Origin of the sequence: Arthrobacter sp. ZGTC131 (genome assembly GCF_002929275.1) — a bacterium.
Classification (GTDB): domain Bacteria; phylum Actinomycetota; class Actinomycetes; order Actinomycetales; family Micrococcaceae; genus Arthrobacter.
On the sequence record NZ_PJIK01000014.1, the window covers coordinates 19,155 to 36,451 of the forward strand.

Annotated in this window: 18 protein-coding genes, 1 pseudogene and 2 riboswitches; of the genes and pseudogenes, 12 read left to right on the forward strand and 7 right to left on the reverse strand. The window is 66.6% G+C overall.

All coding sequences use genetic code 11. The features are described from left to right. Positions 1–7: 7 nt before the first annotated feature. Positions 8–241 carry a hypothetical protein gene (locus CXQ90_RS16465; protein ID WP_104140456.1) on the reverse strand — a complete coding sequence of 78 codons (234 nt, stop codon included), beginning with the start codon at positions 239–241 and terminating at the stop codon, positions 8–10. Between the two features lie 182 nt (positions 242–423). Here CXQ90_RS16465 and CXQ90_RS16470 point away from each other — a divergent pair, with 182 nt between their 5' ends. Together CXQ90_RS16470 and CXQ90_RS16475 are read left to right on the forward strand one after the other, a co-directional pair. After that, entirely contained in the window at positions 424–807 is a 384-nt protein-coding gene (locus CXQ90_RS16470; protein ID WP_104140539.1) for a cold-shock protein, read from the forward strand. A gap of 7 nt (positions 808–814) precedes the next feature. Beyond that, the gene (locus CXQ90_RS16475) at positions 815–1,390 is read left to right on the forward strand and encodes a DUF3027 domain-containing protein (RefSeq protein ID WP_104140457.1); all 576 of its coding nucleotides are present in this window, start codon (positions 815–817) and stop codon (positions 1,388–1,390) included. A gap of 36 nt (positions 1,391–1,426) precedes the next feature. Here the strand turns inward: CXQ90_RS16475 and serC are convergent, their stop codons facing one another. Further along, the gene (gene serC, locus CXQ90_RS16480) at positions 1,427–2,557 is read right to left on the reverse strand and encodes a phosphoserine transaminase (protein WP_104140458.1); all 1,131 of its coding nucleotides are present in this window, start codon (positions 2,555–2,557) and stop codon (positions 1,427–1,429) included. 344 nt (positions 2,558–2,901) lie between these two features. On the opposite strand from serC, the gene CXQ90_RS16485 reads away from it, so the two are divergent. The 10 genes from CXQ90_RS16485 to CXQ90_RS16525 all read left to right on the forward strand — a co-directional run bounded on the left by CXQ90_RS16485 (position 2,902) and on the right by CXQ90_RS16525 (position 14,029). Continuing rightward, on the forward strand, positions 2,902–3,597 hold the full coding sequence (locus tag CXQ90_RS16485; RefSeq protein ID WP_104140459.1) for a metal-dependent transcriptional regulator: 696 nt from the start codon (positions 2,902–2,904) through the stop codon (positions 3,595–3,597). Positions 3,598–3,733: 136 nt separating this feature from the next. Continuing rightward, a riboswitch (cyclic di-AMP (ydaO/yuaA leader) is annotated at positions 3,734–3,979 on the forward strand. A gap of 5 nt (positions 3,980–3,984) precedes the next feature. Further along, entirely contained in the window at positions 3,985–4,809 is an 825-nt protein-coding gene (locus tag CXQ90_RS16490; protein ID WP_104140460.1) for a M23 family metallopeptidase, read from the forward strand. 114 nt (positions 4,810–4,923) lie between these two features. Next, positions 4,924–5,118, forward strand: a riboswitch (cyclic di-AMP (ydaO/yuaA leader). A gap of 52 nt (positions 5,119–5,170) precedes the next feature. Next, positions 5,171–5,851 (forward strand): C40 family peptidase, encoded by a 681-nt coding sequence (locus tag CXQ90_RS16495; protein ID WP_104140461.1) that lies wholly within the window; start codon positions 5,171–5,173, stop codon positions 5,849–5,851. 99 nt (positions 5,852–5,950) lie between these two features. Next, positions 5,951–6,730, forward strand: a complete 780-nt coding sequence (locus tag CXQ90_RS16500; RefSeq protein WP_104140462.1) for an NlpC/P60 family protein — start codon at positions 5,951–5,953, stop codon at positions 6,728–6,730. Positions 6,731–6,952: 222 nt separating this feature from the next. Beyond that, entirely contained in the window at positions 6,953–7,453 is a 501-nt protein-coding gene (locus tag CXQ90_RS16505) for an HNH endonuclease (protein ID WP_056627728.1), read from the forward strand. A 24-nt stretch (positions 7,454–7,477) separates the two neighbouring features. Further along, positions 7,478–8,086, forward strand: a complete 609-nt coding sequence (locus tag CXQ90_RS22675) for a molybdenum cofactor guanylyltransferase (RefSeq protein ID WP_219816698.1) — start codon at positions 7,478–7,480, stop codon at positions 8,084–8,086. A gap of 46 nt (positions 8,087–8,132) precedes the next feature. Continuing rightward, positions 8,133–8,483, forward strand: a complete 351-nt coding sequence (locus CXQ90_RS22680) for a DUF6457 domain-containing protein (protein ID WP_219816699.1) — start codon at positions 8,133–8,135, stop codon at positions 8,481–8,483. Continuing rightward, entirely contained in the window at positions 8,480–9,877 is a 1,398-nt protein-coding gene (locus CXQ90_RS16515; RefSeq protein ID WP_104140463.1) for a molybdopterin molybdotransferase MoeA, read from the forward strand. Before CXQ90_RS22680 ends, CXQ90_RS16515 begins: the two co-directional genes overlap by 4 nt. 76 nt (positions 9,878–9,953) lie before the next feature. Further along, the gene (fdhD, locus tag CXQ90_RS16520; protein WP_104140464.1) at positions 9,954–10,826 is read left to right on the forward strand and encodes a formate dehydrogenase accessory sulfurtransferase FdhD; all 873 of its coding nucleotides are present in this window, start codon (positions 9,954–9,956) and stop codon (positions 10,824–10,826) included. Positions 10,827–11,002: 176 nt separating this feature from the next. Continuing rightward, positions 11,003–14,029 carry a glycoside hydrolase family 38 C-terminal domain-containing protein gene (locus CXQ90_RS16525; protein ID WP_104140465.1) on the forward strand — a complete coding sequence of 1,009 codons (3,027 nt, stop codon included), beginning with the start codon at positions 11,003–11,005 and terminating at the stop codon, positions 14,027–14,029. 79 nt (positions 14,030–14,108) lie between these two features. On the opposite strand, the gene CXQ90_RS16530 is transcribed toward CXQ90_RS16525, so the two are convergent. The 5 genes and pseudogenes from CXQ90_RS16530 to CXQ90_RS16550 form a co-directional block, all read right to left on the reverse strand. Beyond that, on the reverse strand, positions 14,109–14,945 hold the full coding sequence (locus CXQ90_RS16530) for an amino acid ABC transporter ATP-binding protein (protein WP_308470558.1): 837 nt from the start codon (positions 14,943–14,945) through the stop codon (positions 14,109–14,111). Further along, positions 14,932–15,597: an amino acid ABC transporter permease gene (locus CXQ90_RS16535; protein ID WP_104140466.1), complete on the reverse strand. Its 666-nt coding sequence runs from the start codon at positions 15,595–15,597 to the stop codon at positions 14,932–14,934. The genes CXQ90_RS16530 and CXQ90_RS16535 overlap by 14 nt, the downstream gene beginning before the upstream one ends. Next, positions 15,598–16,428 carry an amino acid ABC transporter substrate-binding protein gene (locus tag CXQ90_RS16540; RefSeq protein ID WP_104140467.1) on the reverse strand — a complete coding sequence of 277 codons (831 nt, stop codon included), beginning with the start codon at positions 16,426–16,428 and terminating at the stop codon, positions 15,598–15,600. Between the two features lie 421 nt (positions 16,429–16,849). Continuing rightward, positions 16,850–17,056, reverse strand: a complete 207-nt coding sequence (locus CXQ90_RS16545; RefSeq protein ID WP_104140468.1) for a hypothetical protein — start codon at positions 17,054–17,056, stop codon at positions 16,850–16,852. A 13-nt stretch (positions 17,057–17,069) separates the two neighbouring features. Then, positions 17,070–17,297: pseudogene (locus CXQ90_RS16550) on the reverse strand (hypothetical protein); the annotation flags it as partial.

Below are 17,297 nucleotides of genomic sequence, written 5' to 3' on the forward strand. Positions count from 1 at the left end.
TCCAACGTTACCGCCCGCCGGCGTTTCCCGCCCGGCGGCGGGCTGCGACGCCGTCGATTATCAGGACGAGCATCAGCAGGAAGGCCGCCGGAAGCCCGTAGAGAGCAGTGGAGGTGACCCACTGCGGTGCGGCCTGGCCGGTGAAGGCCAAGGCCATCACCGTTCCGACGGCCATGAGGGAAAGCACGGCGAGGAACGCTGCGGCGATCATCAGCGGACGCCGGAAACGCGTGGATGTCATGCCGCAACGCTAACAGTCCGGCTGCAGCCGCGCCGCAAAGCAGGATAAAGGGGCCAATCAGGATAACCTTGAACTAACAGACCAACATGGACCGGGCCGTCATGCCCTGAACCCGCACCTCAGTGTGGATGCGGTGATGGCCGGACATGTCTCAGAACGTCAGAACGAAGAAGGTTGATTACGTGCCTACCGGCAAGGTCAAGTGGTATGACAAGGACAAGGGTTTCGGATTCCTCGCAGGCGAGGACGGGCATGAAGTGTTCCTCCCCAAGTCTGCACTCCCCGAGGGCGTCACGGAACTGAAGACCGGCACCCGCGTGGAATTCGGCGTCGCAGACGGCCGCAAGGGCGCCCAGGCCCTGGGCCTGCGCGTCCTCGATAAGACGCCTTCCATCGCCAAGGCGAAGCGTCCCAGCGCCAAGGACCTCGCTCCGCTGGTCCAGGACCTCGTTACGGTCCTGGACAACCTGTCGGGAACCCTGTCAGCGGGCAAGTACCCGGAGGGCAACAAGGGCAAGGCCATCGCCACCGCCCTGCGTAAGGTTGCCGACGAGCTGGACGCCTAGGCCCCTGATGAACCCGGAACCTGAACAGGCCGCAGCCAAGGCTGAGTCCAAGGCGCCCAAACGGCGCGCCGGCGTCCCTGTGTGGCGCACGGGTAAACCGGACGCCGTGCTGGCCGCGGCCGTGGACGTCGCCAGGGCCGCCGTCGAAGGCATCACGAAGGCCTCCGAAATCGGCGAACACCTGGCTGCCCGCACCGAGGGCGACCGTGTGGTGACGCACCTCTTCGAAGCGCGCCTGCCCGGCTACGGCGGCTGGCAGTGGTACGCCGTCCTGACCCGCAACTCGCGGTCCAAGGTGATCACAGTGAACGAACTCGGCCTGCTTCCCTCCGAGGACTCAATCCTCGCGCCCGAGTGGGTGCCCTGGGCCGAGCGGGTCCGCCCCGAGGACGCCCGCGAGGAAGATGCCGCCGAGGACAGTGCCCCCGGGGATAACATCCCCGCGGAAAAGGCTGCCGCTGGTGACAGCGGGACTCCCGCGCCTGCCGACGAGACTGCTGACGACGCAGACCAGGACGAAGCGGCCGGAACTGCGGACGGCGCCGGCCGGGACGCAAGCCCGGACGACGCCGTCGAACGCTGACGCCCAAGGCGCCACCGCTTATCTGAGGGAGCGAGACTACTTCTTCAGCTCGCCCACCACGTAGTCGATGCATTCCAGCAGGGCAGTGACGTCCGAGGGTTCGATCGCCACGAAGGTGGCAATGCGCAGCTGGTTGCGTCCCAGTTTGCGGTACGGTTCGGTGTCAACGATGCCGTTAGCACGGAGCACTTTGGCTATGGCGGCAGCATCGATGGACTCGTCGAAATCGATTGTGGCGATGACGTTGGAGCGTTCCGCGGCGTTGGCCACGAACGGCGTGGCGAACTCGGAGGCTTCGGCCCACTTGTAGATGCGGCCCGCAGAGTCGGCAGTGCGGCCGGCCGCGAAGTCGAGGCCGCCGTTGGCATTGAGCCACTGCACCTGGGCGTCCAGCGTGACCAGCGTTGCCAGGGCAGGCGTGTTGTATGTCTGGTTCAGCCTTGAGTTGTCGATGGCGGTCTGCAGGTCCAGGAAGTCCGGAATCCAGCGGCCGCTGGCCTTGATCCGGGCGGCACGCTCCAGTGCGGCGGGGGAGAACAGGCCAAGCCACAGGCCGCCGTCGGACGCGAAGTTTTTCTGCGGTGCGAAGTAGTAGACATCCGTCTCGGCAACGTCGACGTCCAGGCCGCCGGCGGCGGACGTTGCGTCCACGAGCACCAGGGACCCGGCGTCGGCGCCGTTCACGCGCTGCACGGGAGCGGCAACGCCGGTGGAGGTCTCGTTCTGCGGCCAGGCGTAGACGTCCACCCCGGCCTCGGCCCGCGGCGCCGGGCACGTTCCCGGCTCCGACTTGATGATGGAGGATTCCGCCAGGAACGGAGCCTTATTCGTGGCGGCGGCGAACTTGGAGCCGAACTCGCCGAAGGACAGGTGCTGCGCCTTCTCTTCCACCAGGCCGAAGCTGGCCACATCCCAGAACGCGGTGGATCCGCCCACACCGAGGACCACTTCGTAGCCTTCGGGAGCGCGGAAGAAGGTGCTGAGGCCTTCACGGACCGATCCGACCAGGTTCTTGACCGGGGCTTGGCGGTGCGACGTTCCCAGCAGTGTTGTGGCGGCTGCGGACAGCGCCTCGATCTGCTCGGGCCTGACCTTGGAGGGTCCGGCGCCGAACCGTCCGTCCTTGGGCAAGAGGTTTGCTGGGATAGTGATGCTGGTGTCGCTCACAGTGGCTCCAATTGTCGGCATGGACATGCGGTTCGGCGGGGTCAACGGATGACCGGCGGGACGCGTGGCTACCCGCGAAGGCCCCTATTATTCTGCCCGAGACCCGGAAATCCCGGGAAACGCATCTGTCACAGTCCAGTCATTGAGACAGGTCCGCCCACGTCCGGGGATTATCCGGAGTAATTCAAAAGAGGCTAAGCTTTGAATGGACGTACGGGCGGGAAGGCCGGTGTTGCTCCGCCGCCGAATCCCGGCCGCGGCAGCAGGTTTGCCGGAGCCCGGTACGGCGGGCCCGCGGTACGGTGGGACGGATGCAATGTACTGTGCTCGAGGAGCTGAGCTGAATGACGGATCTGATCGACACCACGGAGATGTATCTTCGGACCATTTTGGAGCTGGAAGAAGAGAACATCGTGGCGCTCCGGGCACGCATCGCAGAGCGGCTTCGGCACTCCGGGCCCACTGTGTCCCAGACCATCGGCAGAATGGAACGCGACGGGCTGGTGATTGTTTCCGGCGACCGCCACCTCGAACTGACCGAATCCGGCCGGAAGCGGGCCACCGAAGTCATGCGCAAGCACCGCCTTGCCGAACGGCTCCTCGCCGATGTCATCGGCCTGGACTGGGCGTACGTCCACGACGAAGCCTGCCGCTGGGAGCACGTCATGAGCGAACGGGTGGAGCGCAGGATATTCGAACTGCTGAACCACCCGACCGAGTCGCCCTACGGCAATCCGATTCCCGGGCTGGCGGCACTCGGCGGCCAGCCGTCGCACGCCTTCTCGGACGGGGTCCTGAACCTCCTCGACGCCATGGCAGGCTACGGACCGGACTCCCGCGTTACCGTCAGCAGGCTGGCGGAACCGATCCAGGTTGAGCCCGAGCTGCTGGTCCAGCTGGACGAAGGCGGAATCCGCCCCGGAGCCGCTGTGTCTCTCGAGCGCGTGGGGGAGTACATCTCCGTGCGCGTCCCCGGCTTCGAAGGCGCGCTGGAGCTGCCGCCCGAGGTGGCCGCTCACGTCTTCGTTCGCCTCGGCTAAACCCGCAGAAATCCGCGGGTTGTCTGACATCAGGTGGCAGGATGCCCTACGACTTTTGCACAGCCTAGGTAACGGATTTATTACTGTCCACTTTAATAACCTATAGTTAAAACGCAGCGCCGATACTAAAGCGTTACCTGATCTGGAGCCGAACTCTGCCAGCGGATCAGTAGCTACGAACCATCTACTGGCAGAGGCGGGGGAACCACAAGCGGCTGTTGAAAGACAGCCTTGGGGTGAAGTCCGCAGCAGCAAGCCACTTTCCGCAGCAGGAATCTCCCGGGATACCCCTGTGCCGAAAAGCTTGTCACGGCGGACCGGGTCGACGATCTCTCTGACCCGAATCCGACAGCTAACTTCGCAGGCTATCCAGAGAGGAAACAGTTCTTGACCATCCAGCATGCCCGGGGCCGCCGCCGCGCGTCCGGTCCCGCTACGGAGCCGCGCCTCCCCGAAGCCTTCTCCGCGGACCGCCCCCGGGATGCGCAGCGCGAAGCCCGGCGGCGACGCGGTCCGTTCCGCCAAGTCGCGGACTTTGCCGCAGCCAGCGGAGTGGGCCAGAAAGCCGGAGTCGCCCTCGCGGCCACGGGTCTTCTGCTGACCGTTACGGTCCCGGCCACCAGTCCCGTTATGGCCACAGGGGAGCAGGGCTCCACGTCCGCTTCCCTTGCCTCGCCCGCGCAGCCGAAAGTCTCCGCTGAAGCTGCCGCGAAGGTGGATTTCAGCCGCACGGCCGTCTCCACCCAGGGTGATCCGGACGGCAAGCTCAAGCAGCTCCTGAGCGCCCAGTCCGCCGGAAGCGTTTCCCGCCAAGCGTCCACGGGCAGCCTCGGGTCGCCTCTTGAAACCCTGGTCAAGTCGTCGCCCTTTGGCTACCGTGTGAGCCCCATCACCGGCGGCGCCGGCGAGTTCCACCGCGGCCAGGACTTTGCCGCCCAGTGCGGCACGTCCGTGTTGGCTGCCGCCAGCGGCAAGGTGACCTTTGCGGGCTGGCACCCCTACGGGGGCGGCAACCGCGTTGTCATCAACCACGGCAACGGCCTCGAAACCACCTACAACCACCTGTCGTCATCCAGCGTCCAGGTCGGCCAGAAGGTCAACAGGGGCGACGTGGTGGCCCTCAGCGGGACCACCGGCGCCTCCACCGGCTGCCACCTCCACTTCGAGGTGATGGTCAACGGAGAAGTCGTTGACCCCGCCGTCTGGCTCTGAGCCAAGCCGATGGAGCACTCTCTCATTCCTGTGACACGCCGTGACCTGAATGTGACATTCGTTCCGAACTGCTGTACCGTCTAAACCGCGTCAACTTTTCCGAAGTTGACGCTCTTGAGTGGATTGCCTAACTCTGCCACCGCTCAAGGTCCGTTCGCATTACATCGTCTGGCAGGGGCGGGGGAACCAATTTTGGTCTTCGCAAGAAGGCCTTGGGGTTAAGTCGCAAAAGCTTCCCAGGAAGCCGAGCGGCCGGGTGACTCCCATCCGAATCCGACAGCTCACCTCGCAGGCATTGGGAGAGGCTACCTTCGTGTCTTCACGCCACAATCTTGCGCGCCACCGTGCGCAAACGGTTCGTATGAACCCGCTGGACTCCGTGTCCAAGGCAGTAAGCGTCAACGCCGGCACAGTAGGTCGCCAGGCAGCTGTTATCGCAGCTGCCTCAGGGCTCATCCTGAGCATTGGCATGCCGGCTAACGCCGCCGACGCCAACATCGGTGTCTCCGCTTCCGCGGAGTCCGGTTCCCAGGCGGCACAGCTTGCTGTGACCGCTGCGCCCACCGCAACTGTCTCCTTCGAGCGTCCTGCCGTCACCACCGAGGCAGCCCCCGTCGCCGAAACCCTCGCCGCGCAGTCCAGCGACGAGACCGCGGCTGGAGAGTCCGTCACCGCGACGGCTGACAAGGTAACCGACGCAGCGAAGTCCGCTGCTGCTTCGGGGCTGGCAGGCATCGCCTACACCGGAATCGGCAACCCGTACGTCTGGGGCGGCACCACTCCCAGCGGCTGGGACTGCTCCGGTTTCACCCAGTGGGTCTACGCCCAGGCCGGCATCAGCATTCCCCGCGTCAATGCGTGGAACGCCATGACGCCCACCTCGGCGCCGGCTCCCGGCGACCTGGTCATGCAGAACGGCGGAGCCCACGTGGGCATCTACGTCGGCAACGGCATGATGATCAGCGCGCTGAACCCCTCGCAGGGCACCATCCTGCACGCAGTGTCCGCCACGGGCACTTCTTCGTTTTACACCCTTCGCTAAGAACCCCATTCGAGACGAGCCGGCGTACCCCCAAGATGCCGGCGCGTCGCTAAACCACGGCCTGCTACAGCGGTCCGTGGAACACGAAAGAGAGAAATCATGACTACACGTGCGACCATTGCACGCCACCGCGCCGAGGTCACCAAGACCAACTCGCTGGCCGTCATTGCCAAGGCCGTCGGCGACAACGCCGGTGGAGTAGGCCGCCAGGCCGCAGTTATCGCTGCTGCTTCCGGACTCGTTCTGACCAGCGGCATCGCCGCCAACGCCGCTGAGACCAACGTTCAGCGCGAATCGGCTCCGGCTTCCGCCCTTGAGGTTCAGTCTGCTGCGCCGGCAACCATTTCCGCCGCCTCCAGCATCGCCATCTCCTACGAGAAGCCCGCTGTCTCCACCACGCCGGCTCCCGTCGTCGAGGCCCCCAAGCCCGTCGTCAAGGTTCAGGAAGCGGCTCCCGCGGCCCCGGCCCCCGCTGCTGCTCCGGCAGTGGAGACCAAGACCGCCGTCGCGGCCTCCGCGCCGGCAGCGCCGAAGACCACCACCGCCAGCGGCAAGGGCGCCTCCATCGCCGCTGCTGCTTACGCTCAGCTGGGTGTTTCGCAGGACTGCACCGCGCTGGCGACCAACTCCCTCGCCGCCGTGGGCGTCAACTACCACGGCTGGCCGGCAGGTTACCTGTCCCTCGGCCGTACGGTCAGCGCCGCTGAGGCCCAGCCGGGCGACCTCGCCTACTACCAAAACGGCGGCATGGGCATGGCCCACATCGCGGTGTACGTCGGCAACGGCCAGGCTGTGCACGGCGGCTGGAACGGCGGAACCACCGCACTGTTCAGCGTCAACGTCGGCTCCGGCCCGGTCTTCATCCGCGTCGGCGGCTAAGGCTAAAGCCCAAGGCTTCGAAGGGACCCCTGCCATTGTGGCGGGGGTCCTTTTGCGTCCCCTCGTGCGAATCCGGTCCGACACGTGACGGCCGTCCGCGCCCCCGATTCGCTCATATGCCCCGTCAGTGTTTACTCTTGTGGTGTCGATCCATAGCCCGGACAAGCAGAGGGCAGCCGGCCCTCGCGCCTCTGCCGGGTGCGGCCGTGAAGAGGTATGTGCATGCGCACTCTCGTTCTGAATGCTGGATATGAACCGCTGGCGGTAGTCACCTTCCGCCGGGCGCTGGTCCTTGTGCTCACCGGAAAAGCAAGCGTGGTGGCCGAAGGCGACGATCCTGTCGTCGGGCCGCAGGACATCATGGGCCGCCCGTCCGTGATTCTCCTCAACCGCTACATCCGGCCACGGTACAACATGATCACCGCCGTGAGCCGCCGGGGGGTCCTCCGCCGGGACGGTCACCGGTGTGCATACTGCGGCAAGGCAGCACACACCATAGACCATGTACAGCCGAAGTCCAGGGGCGGTGCCGACTCTTGGGAGAACCTCGTCGCGGCCTGCCTCCGCTGCAATAACGTCAAGGGCGACCACACCCCCGGCGAAATGGGCTGGAAGCTCCGGTTCGTGCCGGCGCCTCCCGTGGGCACCATCTGGCAGATTAAGGAACTGGAGAAGCCCACGCCGGCGTGGGATCCCTTCCTGCTTCCGGAGACTGCCGCCTGACCTGTGCCGCGTTAGGCTGGGTGGGTGGACTTCGACGCAATAGTTCTGGCCGGCGGGCGTTCCTCTCGCTTGGGCGGCACGCCCAAGTCCGGGTTGATATACGACGGCGCCACCCTCCTCGAGCGGTCGATCGCAGCTGCCGGCGGTGCGGGGCGAATCGTGGTGGTGGGCCCAGAACCGGCCGGCCTTCCGGCCGGCGTGCTGAGTTGCCGTGAGGATCCGCCCTTTGCCGGACCGGCGGCGGCCATCGCCGCCGGACTGGCCAGCCTCCGGCGGGCCCGGGCGGCAAATGAGGCCAATGCCGAGCTGGTCCTGGTCCTGGCATGTGACATGCCGCGGGCAGCGGACGCTGTCCGTGCGCTCCGGGAGGCCGCCGGTGCAGCCGATGTCGGCAGTGTCATGGCCTCGTCCCCGGACGGAAGGTTGCAGCCGCTGGCCGGGTTTTACCGCACAGCTGCGCTACAACGCGCCGTTGACGACGCCCGGGCGGGCGGGACGCTGACGCATGGGTCAGTTTTCGCTCTCCTTGCTAGGCTGGACGTGCAGGCTGTCACCGTCCCTGCTGGCTCCACGGATGACGTGGATACATGGGACGATGCCGCCGCACTAGGAGTGGCCGCGCGGGAGCAATGATCCGCATCCGCAGCGCCGCAGCAGCAGTCGAGTTTTGGAGGCAGGCATGAAAAGCCAGGACGAAACCCTTGAAGAGTGGTGCCGGCTGCTGCTGCGGGCTTTCGAGCTCGAGGACGTGGAGGTGGACATCAATGAGGTACTGTCCCTCGCTGGGGTCGCGGCGCACTCGGTGGTGCGGCCGGCCGCTCCGCTGACCACTTTCATTGCCGGGTTTGCCGCCGGTCTTGCTTCCGGTTCCGGCCAGGCCGCCAATGCCCCGTCGATGAAGGCCGCCATGGACGTGGCGCGTTCCCTGTCCCAGGCGTACGCGGCGGACGAGCCTCAGGGCACCGCCGTTCCGTCCGCTGCCGACGGGGCAGCCGGCGTTCCGGCTCCCAGCAGGACACCGGGGGAATGACCGCCCCTGCCGATCCCCCCTCCGCCGACGCCGCTCCGGAGGCTGACGCGCCCGCCAAGCACCTGGCACACACGTGGGAAGAAGCCCGGCAGGCAGCCTTTGACTGTGCTTCCCCCATCCCTCCGGGCCCCGTTGCGCTGCGCGCGGCGTTGGGGCGGACCTTGGCTGCCGACATCACCGCCCTGCAGGACATGCCGCACTATGCGTCCTCGGCGATGGACGGATGGGCCGTCAACGGCACAGGGCCCTGGATCCTGGCCGACCCCGGGCAGCGGCTTGCGCCGCACCAGGCCAGCGTCATTGTGACGGGCGGGCTCATCCCGCCGGGCGCCAAGGCCGTGTTGCGCAGCGAAAGCGGAGTCATGTCCACGGACGATGACGGCCTTCCCGTGCTGGCTCTGGGCGGCACGGCGCGGCCCGGCGAACCCCGCAACGGCCAGCACATCCGCAAAGCCGGCGAGGAGGCCGCGGCCGGCGACGTGCTGGTGAAGGCCGGTGCCACGCTTAATCCCGCCCAGCTGGCCCTGGCTGCCCTCGCCGGTTATGACGACGTTGCGGTCCTCGGCAAACCGGTGGTGAAACTCGTGCTGACGGGCGCAGAGGTGGTGGACCACGGCCTGCCGGTCCCGGGGCAGGTGCGGGACACCTTCGGCCCCCAGCTGGCATCGGTGGTGGATATGTTGGGCGGGCTCTGCACCGAACAGGTCCGGATCGGGGACAGCTACGGCGAGTGGCTCGAAGCGCTCGAGGACGCCGGTGACGCCATCCCCGGTGACGGTGCGGCATCCGTCCTTCCGCCCGACGTCGTGATCACCACCGGAGGCACCGGACGGTCCGGGACGGACCATTTCAGGCGGGCCGTGGCGGAACTCGGCGGACGGCTGGTGATCGACGGCGTGGCCATGCGGCCGGGACACCCGGCCGTCCTTGCGGAATTGCCGGACGGACGTTTCGTGCTCGGACTGCCCGGGAACCCGCTGGCCGCCATGATGGCGCTGTCCACGGTGGGCGCGCCGCTACTTGCTGCCCTGGGCCACGGTGCCATGCCGCCCGTGCAGGACGTCCCCTGCGGAACCATGATCGATCCCGACCCCGGCAGGACACGCCTCATGCCGTTCCGGCTCCTCTACGGCATGGCCTCACCCGCCCAGCACACGGGGCCCGGCATGATGCGGGGCCTGGCATCTGCCGACGGTGTCATGGTGGTCCCGCCGCACGGGGTGCAGCTCGGCGAAATGGTCCCGGCCTTCGCCCTGCCGTGGGGGCCCGCCATCCCCGAACCGACAAAGACAGAATCCAAGCCCAAGGCGCCGGCCCGGAAAACCGGAAGCCGTTCCTCCGGCAAGCCGGCAGCGCAGGACGGGCCCGTGGACTGGAGCGCGCTGCTCGATTGAGCCGGTGAACGTTGGTATGCAGCCGCCTGGCTTGCAATGATGGAGGCATGAGCAGCCAATCAGCAGGAGTAGTCCAATGGGGCGCGTGACGCAACGACGCAAGGTGCACCGCTACGTCATGGACGGCTCGCCGGCGGCACTGGAATTTCCCGTCCGGCATCGGGAGGATGTGCTGGCCGTGGAGGAGCCCCTGGAGATCCGGCTGGGTGACCTTTCCTACTCCGTGACCATGCGCACCCCCGGGGATGACTTCGATCTGGTGGCGGGATTCCTGGTGTCCGAGGGAGTCATCTGGAACCCGGATCAGCTGATCTCGCTGAGGTTCTGTGCGGGCGAGGACGAAAACGGCGTCCAGACGTTCAACGTGGTGGAAGCCCAGCTCAGGCCGGATGTCGCGTTGCCGGACACGGGCCGGCACGTGTACACGTCCAGTTCCTGCGGCATCTGTGGCACGGACTCGATCGACGCGGTTAGGAAGTCCTCGCATTTCAACCCGGCTGAGGACACCCTGACGGTGCCTCTTGGAACGCTCGCCTCCCTGCCGGACCTGCTCAGGGAGTCCCAGGCCGTCTTTGACAGCACCGGCGGGGTGCACGCTGCCGGCCTGTTCAGCATTGACGACGACGGCGGTGCCCGCCTCTTGTGCCTGCGCGAGGACGTGGGACGGCACAACGCCGTGGACAAGGTGGTGGGCTGGGCCCTGCGTGAGCGGCGCCTGCCACTGAGCGGAACGGTGCTCCAGGTGTCCGGACGGGCGTCCTTTGAACTCGTGCAAAAGGCGGCGCTTGCCGGGATTCCCGTCCTTGCCGCCGTCAGCGCCCCGTCCAGCCTGGCCGCCGAGCTCGCCGAGTCCACCGGGATCACGCTGGCGGGCTTCAGCCGGGGAACCAGCCTGAACGTTTACGCAGGCTCCGGCCGCATCGCCATGCCCGCGCCACTGCCCCGGTAGAGCCTTGGACCCTTGGTTATTGCACCGAGACGCAGTAGATTTTATCCATCGAATGGACACGTTGATCCGCTTTTCAAGGCAGTTAGCCTGCCGGGATACCAGCTGACAGCCCCGCCCATGCCCGCAACATAAGCCAGCACTGCGCGCTCCAGCTTCAAGCATTAAAGAGGAACACATTGCACGACGACCGCCGGATCACGGAAGTCCGTCTCGACCGCTTTCTCCGGGAGCGGCTCACCCCAGCGATCTACACGCGAAGCACACCGCTTGCGCTCACCAGCTGGGACGTCCCGGATGAACCCGTTCCCGTGATGGAAGCGCTGCGGCAGGAGTTCCTGCCGCAGGAACACGGTGCCCCCTGGGGCCGGCCGTGGGGCACCAAGTGGCTTAGGCTCCAGGGCGAGGTGCCGGACTCCTGGGGCACCGCACCGGACACCGAGGTGGAGATCGTGGTGGACTTGGGGTTCACCACGGAGATCCCCGGATTCCAGTGCGAAGGGATTGCCTGGCGGCCGGACGGCAGCATCGTCAAGGCCATATCGCCGCGCAACCAGCACATTCCGCTGAAGCTCCTGGGCAGCGGCATGGCTGTGGACTTCTATGTCGAGGCGGCAGCCAACCCCGACGTCGCCCAGGGCTGGAGCTTCGCGGCCACCCCTTACGGCGACAAGGCCACGGCGGGCACGCAGCCCCAGTACCGGCTGGGCAGCATTGCCATTGCCGAACTGAACCGGTCCGTGTGGGAGCTCCAGCAGGACGTCTGGACGCTGAGCGGCCTGATGCACGAGCTGCCCACGGAACTGCCGAGGCGCCACGAAATCCTCCGCGCCCTGGAACGGATGATGGACGTCATGGACCCGGACGACGTCGCGGGGACCGCCGCAGCCGGCCGGGCCGCCCTGGCCGAGGTCCTGGCCAGGCCCGCCTACGCCTCCGCCCACCAACTGCTCGCCACGGGCCACGCGCACATCGACTCCGCGTGGCTGTGGCCCGTCCGGGAGACCATGCGCAAGTGTGCCCGGACATTCTCGAACGTGGTTGCCCTCATGGATGAGGATCCCGACTTCGTGTTCTCCTGCTCCTCCGCGCAGCAGCTGGCCTGGATTAAGGAGTTCTACCCGGAGCTGTTCGGGCGCATCCGCGAGAAGGTCACCTCCGGCCAGTTCGTCCCGGTGGGCGGCATGTGGGTGGAATCGGACACCAACATGCCCGGCGGGGAGGCCATGGCCCGGCAGTTCCTCGAAGGCAAGAGCTTCTTCCTTGACGAGTTCGGCGTCGAATGCCGGGAAGCCTGGCTTCCCGATTCCTTCGGCTACTCCGCCGCCCTGCCGCAGATCGTCAAGGCCGCCGGCAGCCAGTGGTTCCTCACCCAGAAGATCTCCTGGAACCAGATCAACCGGATGCCGCACCACACCTTCAACTGGGAGGGGATCGACGGCACACGGCTGTTCACCCACTTCCCGCCCGTTGACAGCTATAACTCCGAGCTCAGCGGCAGGGAACTCGCCCACGCCGAGCGCAACTACCGCGACCACGGGCACGGCACCATCTCCCTGGTCCCCTTCGGCTACGGTGACGGCGGCGGAGGACCCACGCGCGAAATGCTGGCCGCCGCCCACCGGGCGGCCGACCTCGAGGGTTCGCCCAAGGTCCGGCTCGGGTCCGCGAGCAGCTTCTTTGAACAGGCCCAGGCCGAGTACACGGCGCTGCCCGTCTGGGTGGGGGAGATGTACTTGGAGCTGCACCGCGGCACATACACCAGCCAGGCCCGCACCAAGCAGGGTAACCGGCGCAGCGAGCACCTCCTCCGGGAAGCCGAACTGTGGTGTGCCACCGCCGCGGTCCGCTCGGGCGGGCAGTTCGCCTACCCGGCGGCCGAACTCAAGCGGCTGTGGCGGCTGGTGCTCCTGCAGCAGTTCCATGACATCCTCCCCGGCAGCGCCATCGCGTGGGTGCACCAGGACGCGGAACGGAATTACGCCGCAGTGGCCAAGGGGCTTGAAGCGGTCATCGGCCAGGCAGCCGCGGCCGCCCTTGGCGAGGGCAACGAAGAGTTCCTGCTCAACGCGGGTCCGCATGAACGCAACGGCGTTCCCGCGCTCGCGGCCGCACCGGCCACCCGGCCGGTTGGATCCGTCCGGGCGACGGCGCACGAGGGCGGCTTCGTGCTGGACAACGGCATCATCCGTGCCGTGCTGGATGACAACGGACTGCTGACCTCGCTCCGTGACCACGCCGGGCGCCGCGAAGCCATCGCCCCGGGACAGGCGGGAAACCACCTGGAACTGCACCGCGACACGCCCAACGAATGGGACGCCTGGGACATCGACGAGTTCTACCGGCGGAACGTCACCTCGCTGACCGAAGCAGCCTCGGTGCGGCTGGAGCGGGCCGGTACTGACGCCGTCGTGGTGGTGGAACGGCTCTTCGGTGCCTCCCGGATCACGCAGCGCGTCACGCTCGCGGCCGGCAGCGCCTCCCTGGGCATCTCCACGGACGTGGACTGGCAGGAGCGCGAGAAGCTGCTCAAGCTGGGCTTCCCGCTGGACCTCAGGGCGGACCGCTCAGCCGCGGAGACGCAGTTCGGTCACGTCTTCCGGCCCACGCACGTCAACACCTCCTGGGAGGCGGCGAAGTTCGAGATCTGCGCGCACCGCTGGATCCACGTGGCCGAGCCCGGCTACGGTGTGGCCATCGCCAATGCCTCCACGTACGGACACGACGTCGCCCGGAACATCAGGGACGACGGCGGCACCACCACTACCGTCCGGCTCTCACTGCTGCGCGCGGCGAAGTTCCCGGACCCCGAAGCCGACCGCGGCCGGCACGTGCTGGACGTCTGGATCCGCCCGGGCGCCAGCATCGCGGAGGCCGTGGAGGAGGGCTACCGCGCCAACCTTGCGCCGCGGACCGTCAAGGGCGGGCACCCTGTTGAACCGCTCTTCACGGTGGACAACAAGGCACTGGTGATCGAAGCCGTGAAGCTGGCCGAGGACGGGTCCGGCGACGTCGTGGTGCGCCTGTACGAATCGCTCGGCAAACGCTCCGCCGGACGGCTCGCCGCCAACTTCGCTGCGACGGGAGTGCGGTCTGTGGACCTGCTCGAGCGGCCTGTCGACGCGCCGGGCGTTGTTACCGGGCGGGATTCCGCGGAACTGACCCTGCGGCCGTTCCAGCTGGTCACCCTCCGGTTTGCCCGCTAAGGGCGCAGCCGGAAGTCACTGCGGCGATGACTGCGGGACGTCTGCCGAAAGTCTGCCAGGAGTCTGCCGGAACCAGCGGTCAGAACTCGTGGAGCAGGCGCCGGACGAACTGACGCGTGCGGTCCTGGCGCGGCGCCCGCAGCACCTCGGCGGCGGGGCCGCGCTCCACCACCACTCCGCCGTCCATGAAGATGACTTCGTCGGCCACCTGGCGGGCGAAGGCGAGCTCGTGCGTGACGATCACCATGGTCCAGCCTTCCTCGGCGAGTTCCTGGATGACGCCCAGGACCTCACCCACCAGCTCCGGGTCCAGGGCAGAGGTGGGTTCGTCGAACAGCAGGAGCTGCGGTTTCAGGGCAAGGGCGCGCACGATGCCCACGCGCTGCTGCTGGCCTCCGGAGAGTTCGAACGGGTAGGCGTCGCGCTTGTCTGACAGCCCCACCCTCGCCAGCAGTTTCTCGGCATCGGCTATGGCCTCGGCGCGTTTGCGCTTCTGCACCTGCACCGGGCCCTCGATGACGTTCTCGAGCACGGTCATGTGGGGGAAGAGATTGTAGTGCTGAAAGACCATGGCGCTGCGGTCCCGCAAGTCCGAGACATTCTTCTTGGACACCTTGGCGGAGAAGTCCAGCGCCAGGTCCGTGCCAGTGGCCGTATCCGCGAAGGTGACGGTGCCGGCGTCGGGCGTTTCCAGTCCGTTCAGCGAACGGAGCACGGTGGTCTTGCCGGAACCGGACGGCCCGATCAGGGCCACGACATTCCCGCGGCGCACGTCAAGATCGATGTCCCGGAGAACCACGTTGCTGCCGAAGGCCTTGGCCAGATTGCGGACCGAAAGCACGGGCCTGGCCTGCGGGGCGGCGGCGCGGGTCGCCTTGTCAACGCCCCTGTCACCGGGCTGGCTAGTGGGCGACATAGCGGTCCAATCTCTTTTCGAGGGCGGATTGCCCGGTGGACAGCGCGAGGCAGATGACCCAGTAAACCAGCGCGGCTTCAAGGTACAGCACCATGAACTCCTGGCTAAAGGCCGCGATTTGCTGGGCGTTGCGGAAGAGCTCCGTCACCAGGATCAGCGAGGCCAGCGAGGTGTCCTTGACCAGGGAGATGAAGGTGTTGGACAGCGGCGGCACGGAGACCCTGGCGGCCTGCGGCAGGATGATGCGCCGCAAAGCCTGTCCCTTGGACATCCCGATGGTGTGCCCGGCTTCCCACTGGCCCTTGGGCACGGACAGGATGGCGGCCCGGATCACTTCGGCGGCATAGCCGCCGACGTTCAGGGAGAACGCGATGATGGCACTCGGCCACGGGTCCAGCTTCACTCCCAGGCTCGGGAGGCCGTAGAAAATCACAAAGAGCTGCACCAGAAGCGGGGTGCCGCGGATCACCGACACGTAGAACCTTGCCGCCCCCGACACCACGGCGGTCCGGCTCAGGCGCATGAGGGCCACGAGCAGGGCCAGTGCCAGGCCAAGCACGAACGAGGCGAGCGTCAGGGGAATGGTGCCCGTGACGGCTCCCGTGACGATCGGGACGAAGGAGCTCCATACGAGATCCCAGTTGAACGGCATTTACTTGGTGACGTCCGCGCCGAAGTACTTTTCCGAAATCTTGGCCAGCGTGCCGTCGGCGCGGAGGTCGGTCAGGGCTTTGTCCACTGCGGCGGTGAGCTCCGTGGATCCCTTCCGGAAGACGAACGCGCTTTCCGACTTTTCCTGGGTTTCGGCGGCAATCTTCAGGCCGGCATCCGGGGTGGTCTTGGCGTAGTCAAGGTAGGTGAGCTTGTCGTTGACGACGGCGTCCACCCGGCCCTGACGGACCAGCGTCACAGCCTGGGCCCAGCCCTCGACGGACTGAACGTTCGCGCCGGCATCTACGGCCAGCTTGTAGAAGTTGCTGGTGAGCGACTGGGCCGTGGTCTTGCCTTTGAGGCTCTCGAAGGTGGTGATGGAGCTGTTGTCAGCCTTGGTTACCACCACGCCAGTTGAGACTGTGTAAGGCGCGGAGAAATCGTACTTTGCCTTGCGCTCGGCGTTGATGGAGATCTGGTTGGCGATGGTATCGAAACGCTTGGCGTCGAGGCCTGCGAAGATGCCGTCGAACTGGGTCTCCTGGAACGTGGCTTTCACGCCGATCTTTTCCGCGACAGCCTTGGCGATTTCAACGTCGAACCCGGTGAGCTCACCGGCTCCCTCCGCGTGGAAGCTGAAGGGCTTGTACGTGCCCTCGGTGGCGATCACGAGCTCACCCTTGGATTTCACGTCGCTCAGCGACGTGTCCGAACTGCCGGCGGCCGGGCTGCTGGCGGCGGGCGCCTGCGAACCGCCGCAGGCCGACAGGGCCAGCGCCAGGCCGGCGAGGGTGGCTGCGATTGCGGTGCGGCGGGAGTGGACGCGGTTCATGGCGGGGACCTTTTTCTTCGGGTACAGATGCTTCACGTGCAGATGGTTTGACGCGGCGGCCGGGGCCGAATACTCCGCGAGACTACTGGGTGCAACGCATTTGGAAAGATCTTTTATTTCGCCATCTTACGTGTGTGCGAAAGGGCCGTTAAACAGGCTGAGTGGGGGCGGTCCCCAACGGCCGCCACCACTCATCCCCCCAATGTGTGATCCGGCAGGCGCCACGGCTGGTGAGCCAGGCAGCAGCTGCTTTCACACATTCATGATTCTCTCACGATCTAATGATTTTGTGAATCCAAGGTTGCTACCTTTCAGTAGATGACGTTCCGAGTCCGCACGCAGAGCCCGATGCGCCCGGAGATCATCGGGTCGGCGTCTCCTGCACCGAATGCCCTGCTGACGCGGAAAGCCACCAGGAAAATTACGGCAAAACGATGAGCCGCAATAGGAGGCGGGCGATGTTCATGCCGCCAAGCGCCCGGTCTATTGGGAGGTAGAACAGCTCCAGGCTGAGGACACCGGCCGCTGTGGCAAGCAAGCAGATGAAGAACAGCGACCGGTTCCTGCGCGCAGGGCGCTGGGCATCCGGGCGGCTGCGGCAGCCGCGCAGACCACGAGAGTGGTCCACTGCAGGATCTCCCTCATCCGAGGTTCTCCAAAATCATCTCGGATTGTTCCTGGTCCTGTTCCTGGCGCCGCAGTGTCCGTCCCATCGCCTGGAGGCGGTCTCCGGCCAGAACGGCCAGCTCGCCGTCGGACATCTTTTCGAGGGCGGACTGGCGGGCGCCTGGTTTCCAGCCGGCTTCGGCTTCTGTGACGAGGCCGGTGGCCACGAGGCCTCCGGTGAGTCCGACGCCGGCAGCCCGCGA

What these genes read in the sequence shown, in the direction of transcription:
- CXQ90_RS16475 (WP_104140457.1), top strand. Translation starts at nt 815, where the DNA reads ATGAACCCGGAACCTGAACAGGCCGCAGCCAAGGCTGAGTCCAAGGCG.
- CXQ90_RS22680 (WP_219816699.1), top strand. Translation starts at nt 8,133, where the DNA reads ATGAAAAGCCAGGACGAAACCCTTGAAGAGTGGTGCCGGCTGCTGCTG.
- CXQ90_RS16530 (WP_308470558.1), bottom strand. Translation starts at nt 14,945, where the DNA reads ATGTCGCCCACTAGCCAGCCCGGTGACAGGGGCGTTGACAAGGCGACC.
- CXQ90_RS16540 (WP_104140467.1), bottom strand. Translation starts at nt 16,428, where the DNA reads ATGAACCGCGTCCACTCCCGCCGCACCGCAATCGCAGCCACCCTCGCC.
- CXQ90_RS16515 (WP_104140463.1), top strand. Translation starts at nt 8,480, where the DNA reads ATGACCGCCCCTGCCGATCCCCCCTCCGCCGACGCCGCTCCGGAGGCT.
- CXQ90_RS16535 (WP_104140466.1), bottom strand. Translation starts at nt 15,597, where the DNA reads ATGCCGTTCAACTGGGATCTCGTATGGAGCTCCTTCGTCCCGATCGTC.
- CXQ90_RS16505 (WP_056627728.1), top strand. Translation starts at nt 6,953, where the DNA reads ATGCGCACTCTCGTTCTGAATGCTGGATATGAACCGCTGGCGGTAGTC.
- fdhD (WP_104140464.1), top strand. Translation starts at nt 9,954, where the DNA reads ATGGGGCGCGTGACGCAACGACGCAAGGTGCACCGCTACGTCATGGAC.
- CXQ90_RS16495 (WP_104140461.1), top strand. Translation starts at nt 5,171, where the DNA reads ATGAACCCGCTGGACTCCGTGTCCAAGGCAGTAAGCGTCAACGCCGGC.
- CXQ90_RS16485 (WP_104140459.1), top strand. Translation starts at nt 2,902, where the DNA reads ATGACGGATCTGATCGACACCACGGAGATGTATCTTCGGACCATTTTG.
- CXQ90_RS16500 (WP_104140462.1), top strand. Translation starts at nt 5,951, where the DNA reads ATGACTACACGTGCGACCATTGCACGCCACCGCGCCGAGGTCACCAAG.
- CXQ90_RS16465 (WP_104140456.1), bottom strand. Translation starts at nt 241, where the DNA reads ATGACATCCACGCGTTTCCGGCGTCCGCTGATGATCGCCGCAGCGTTC.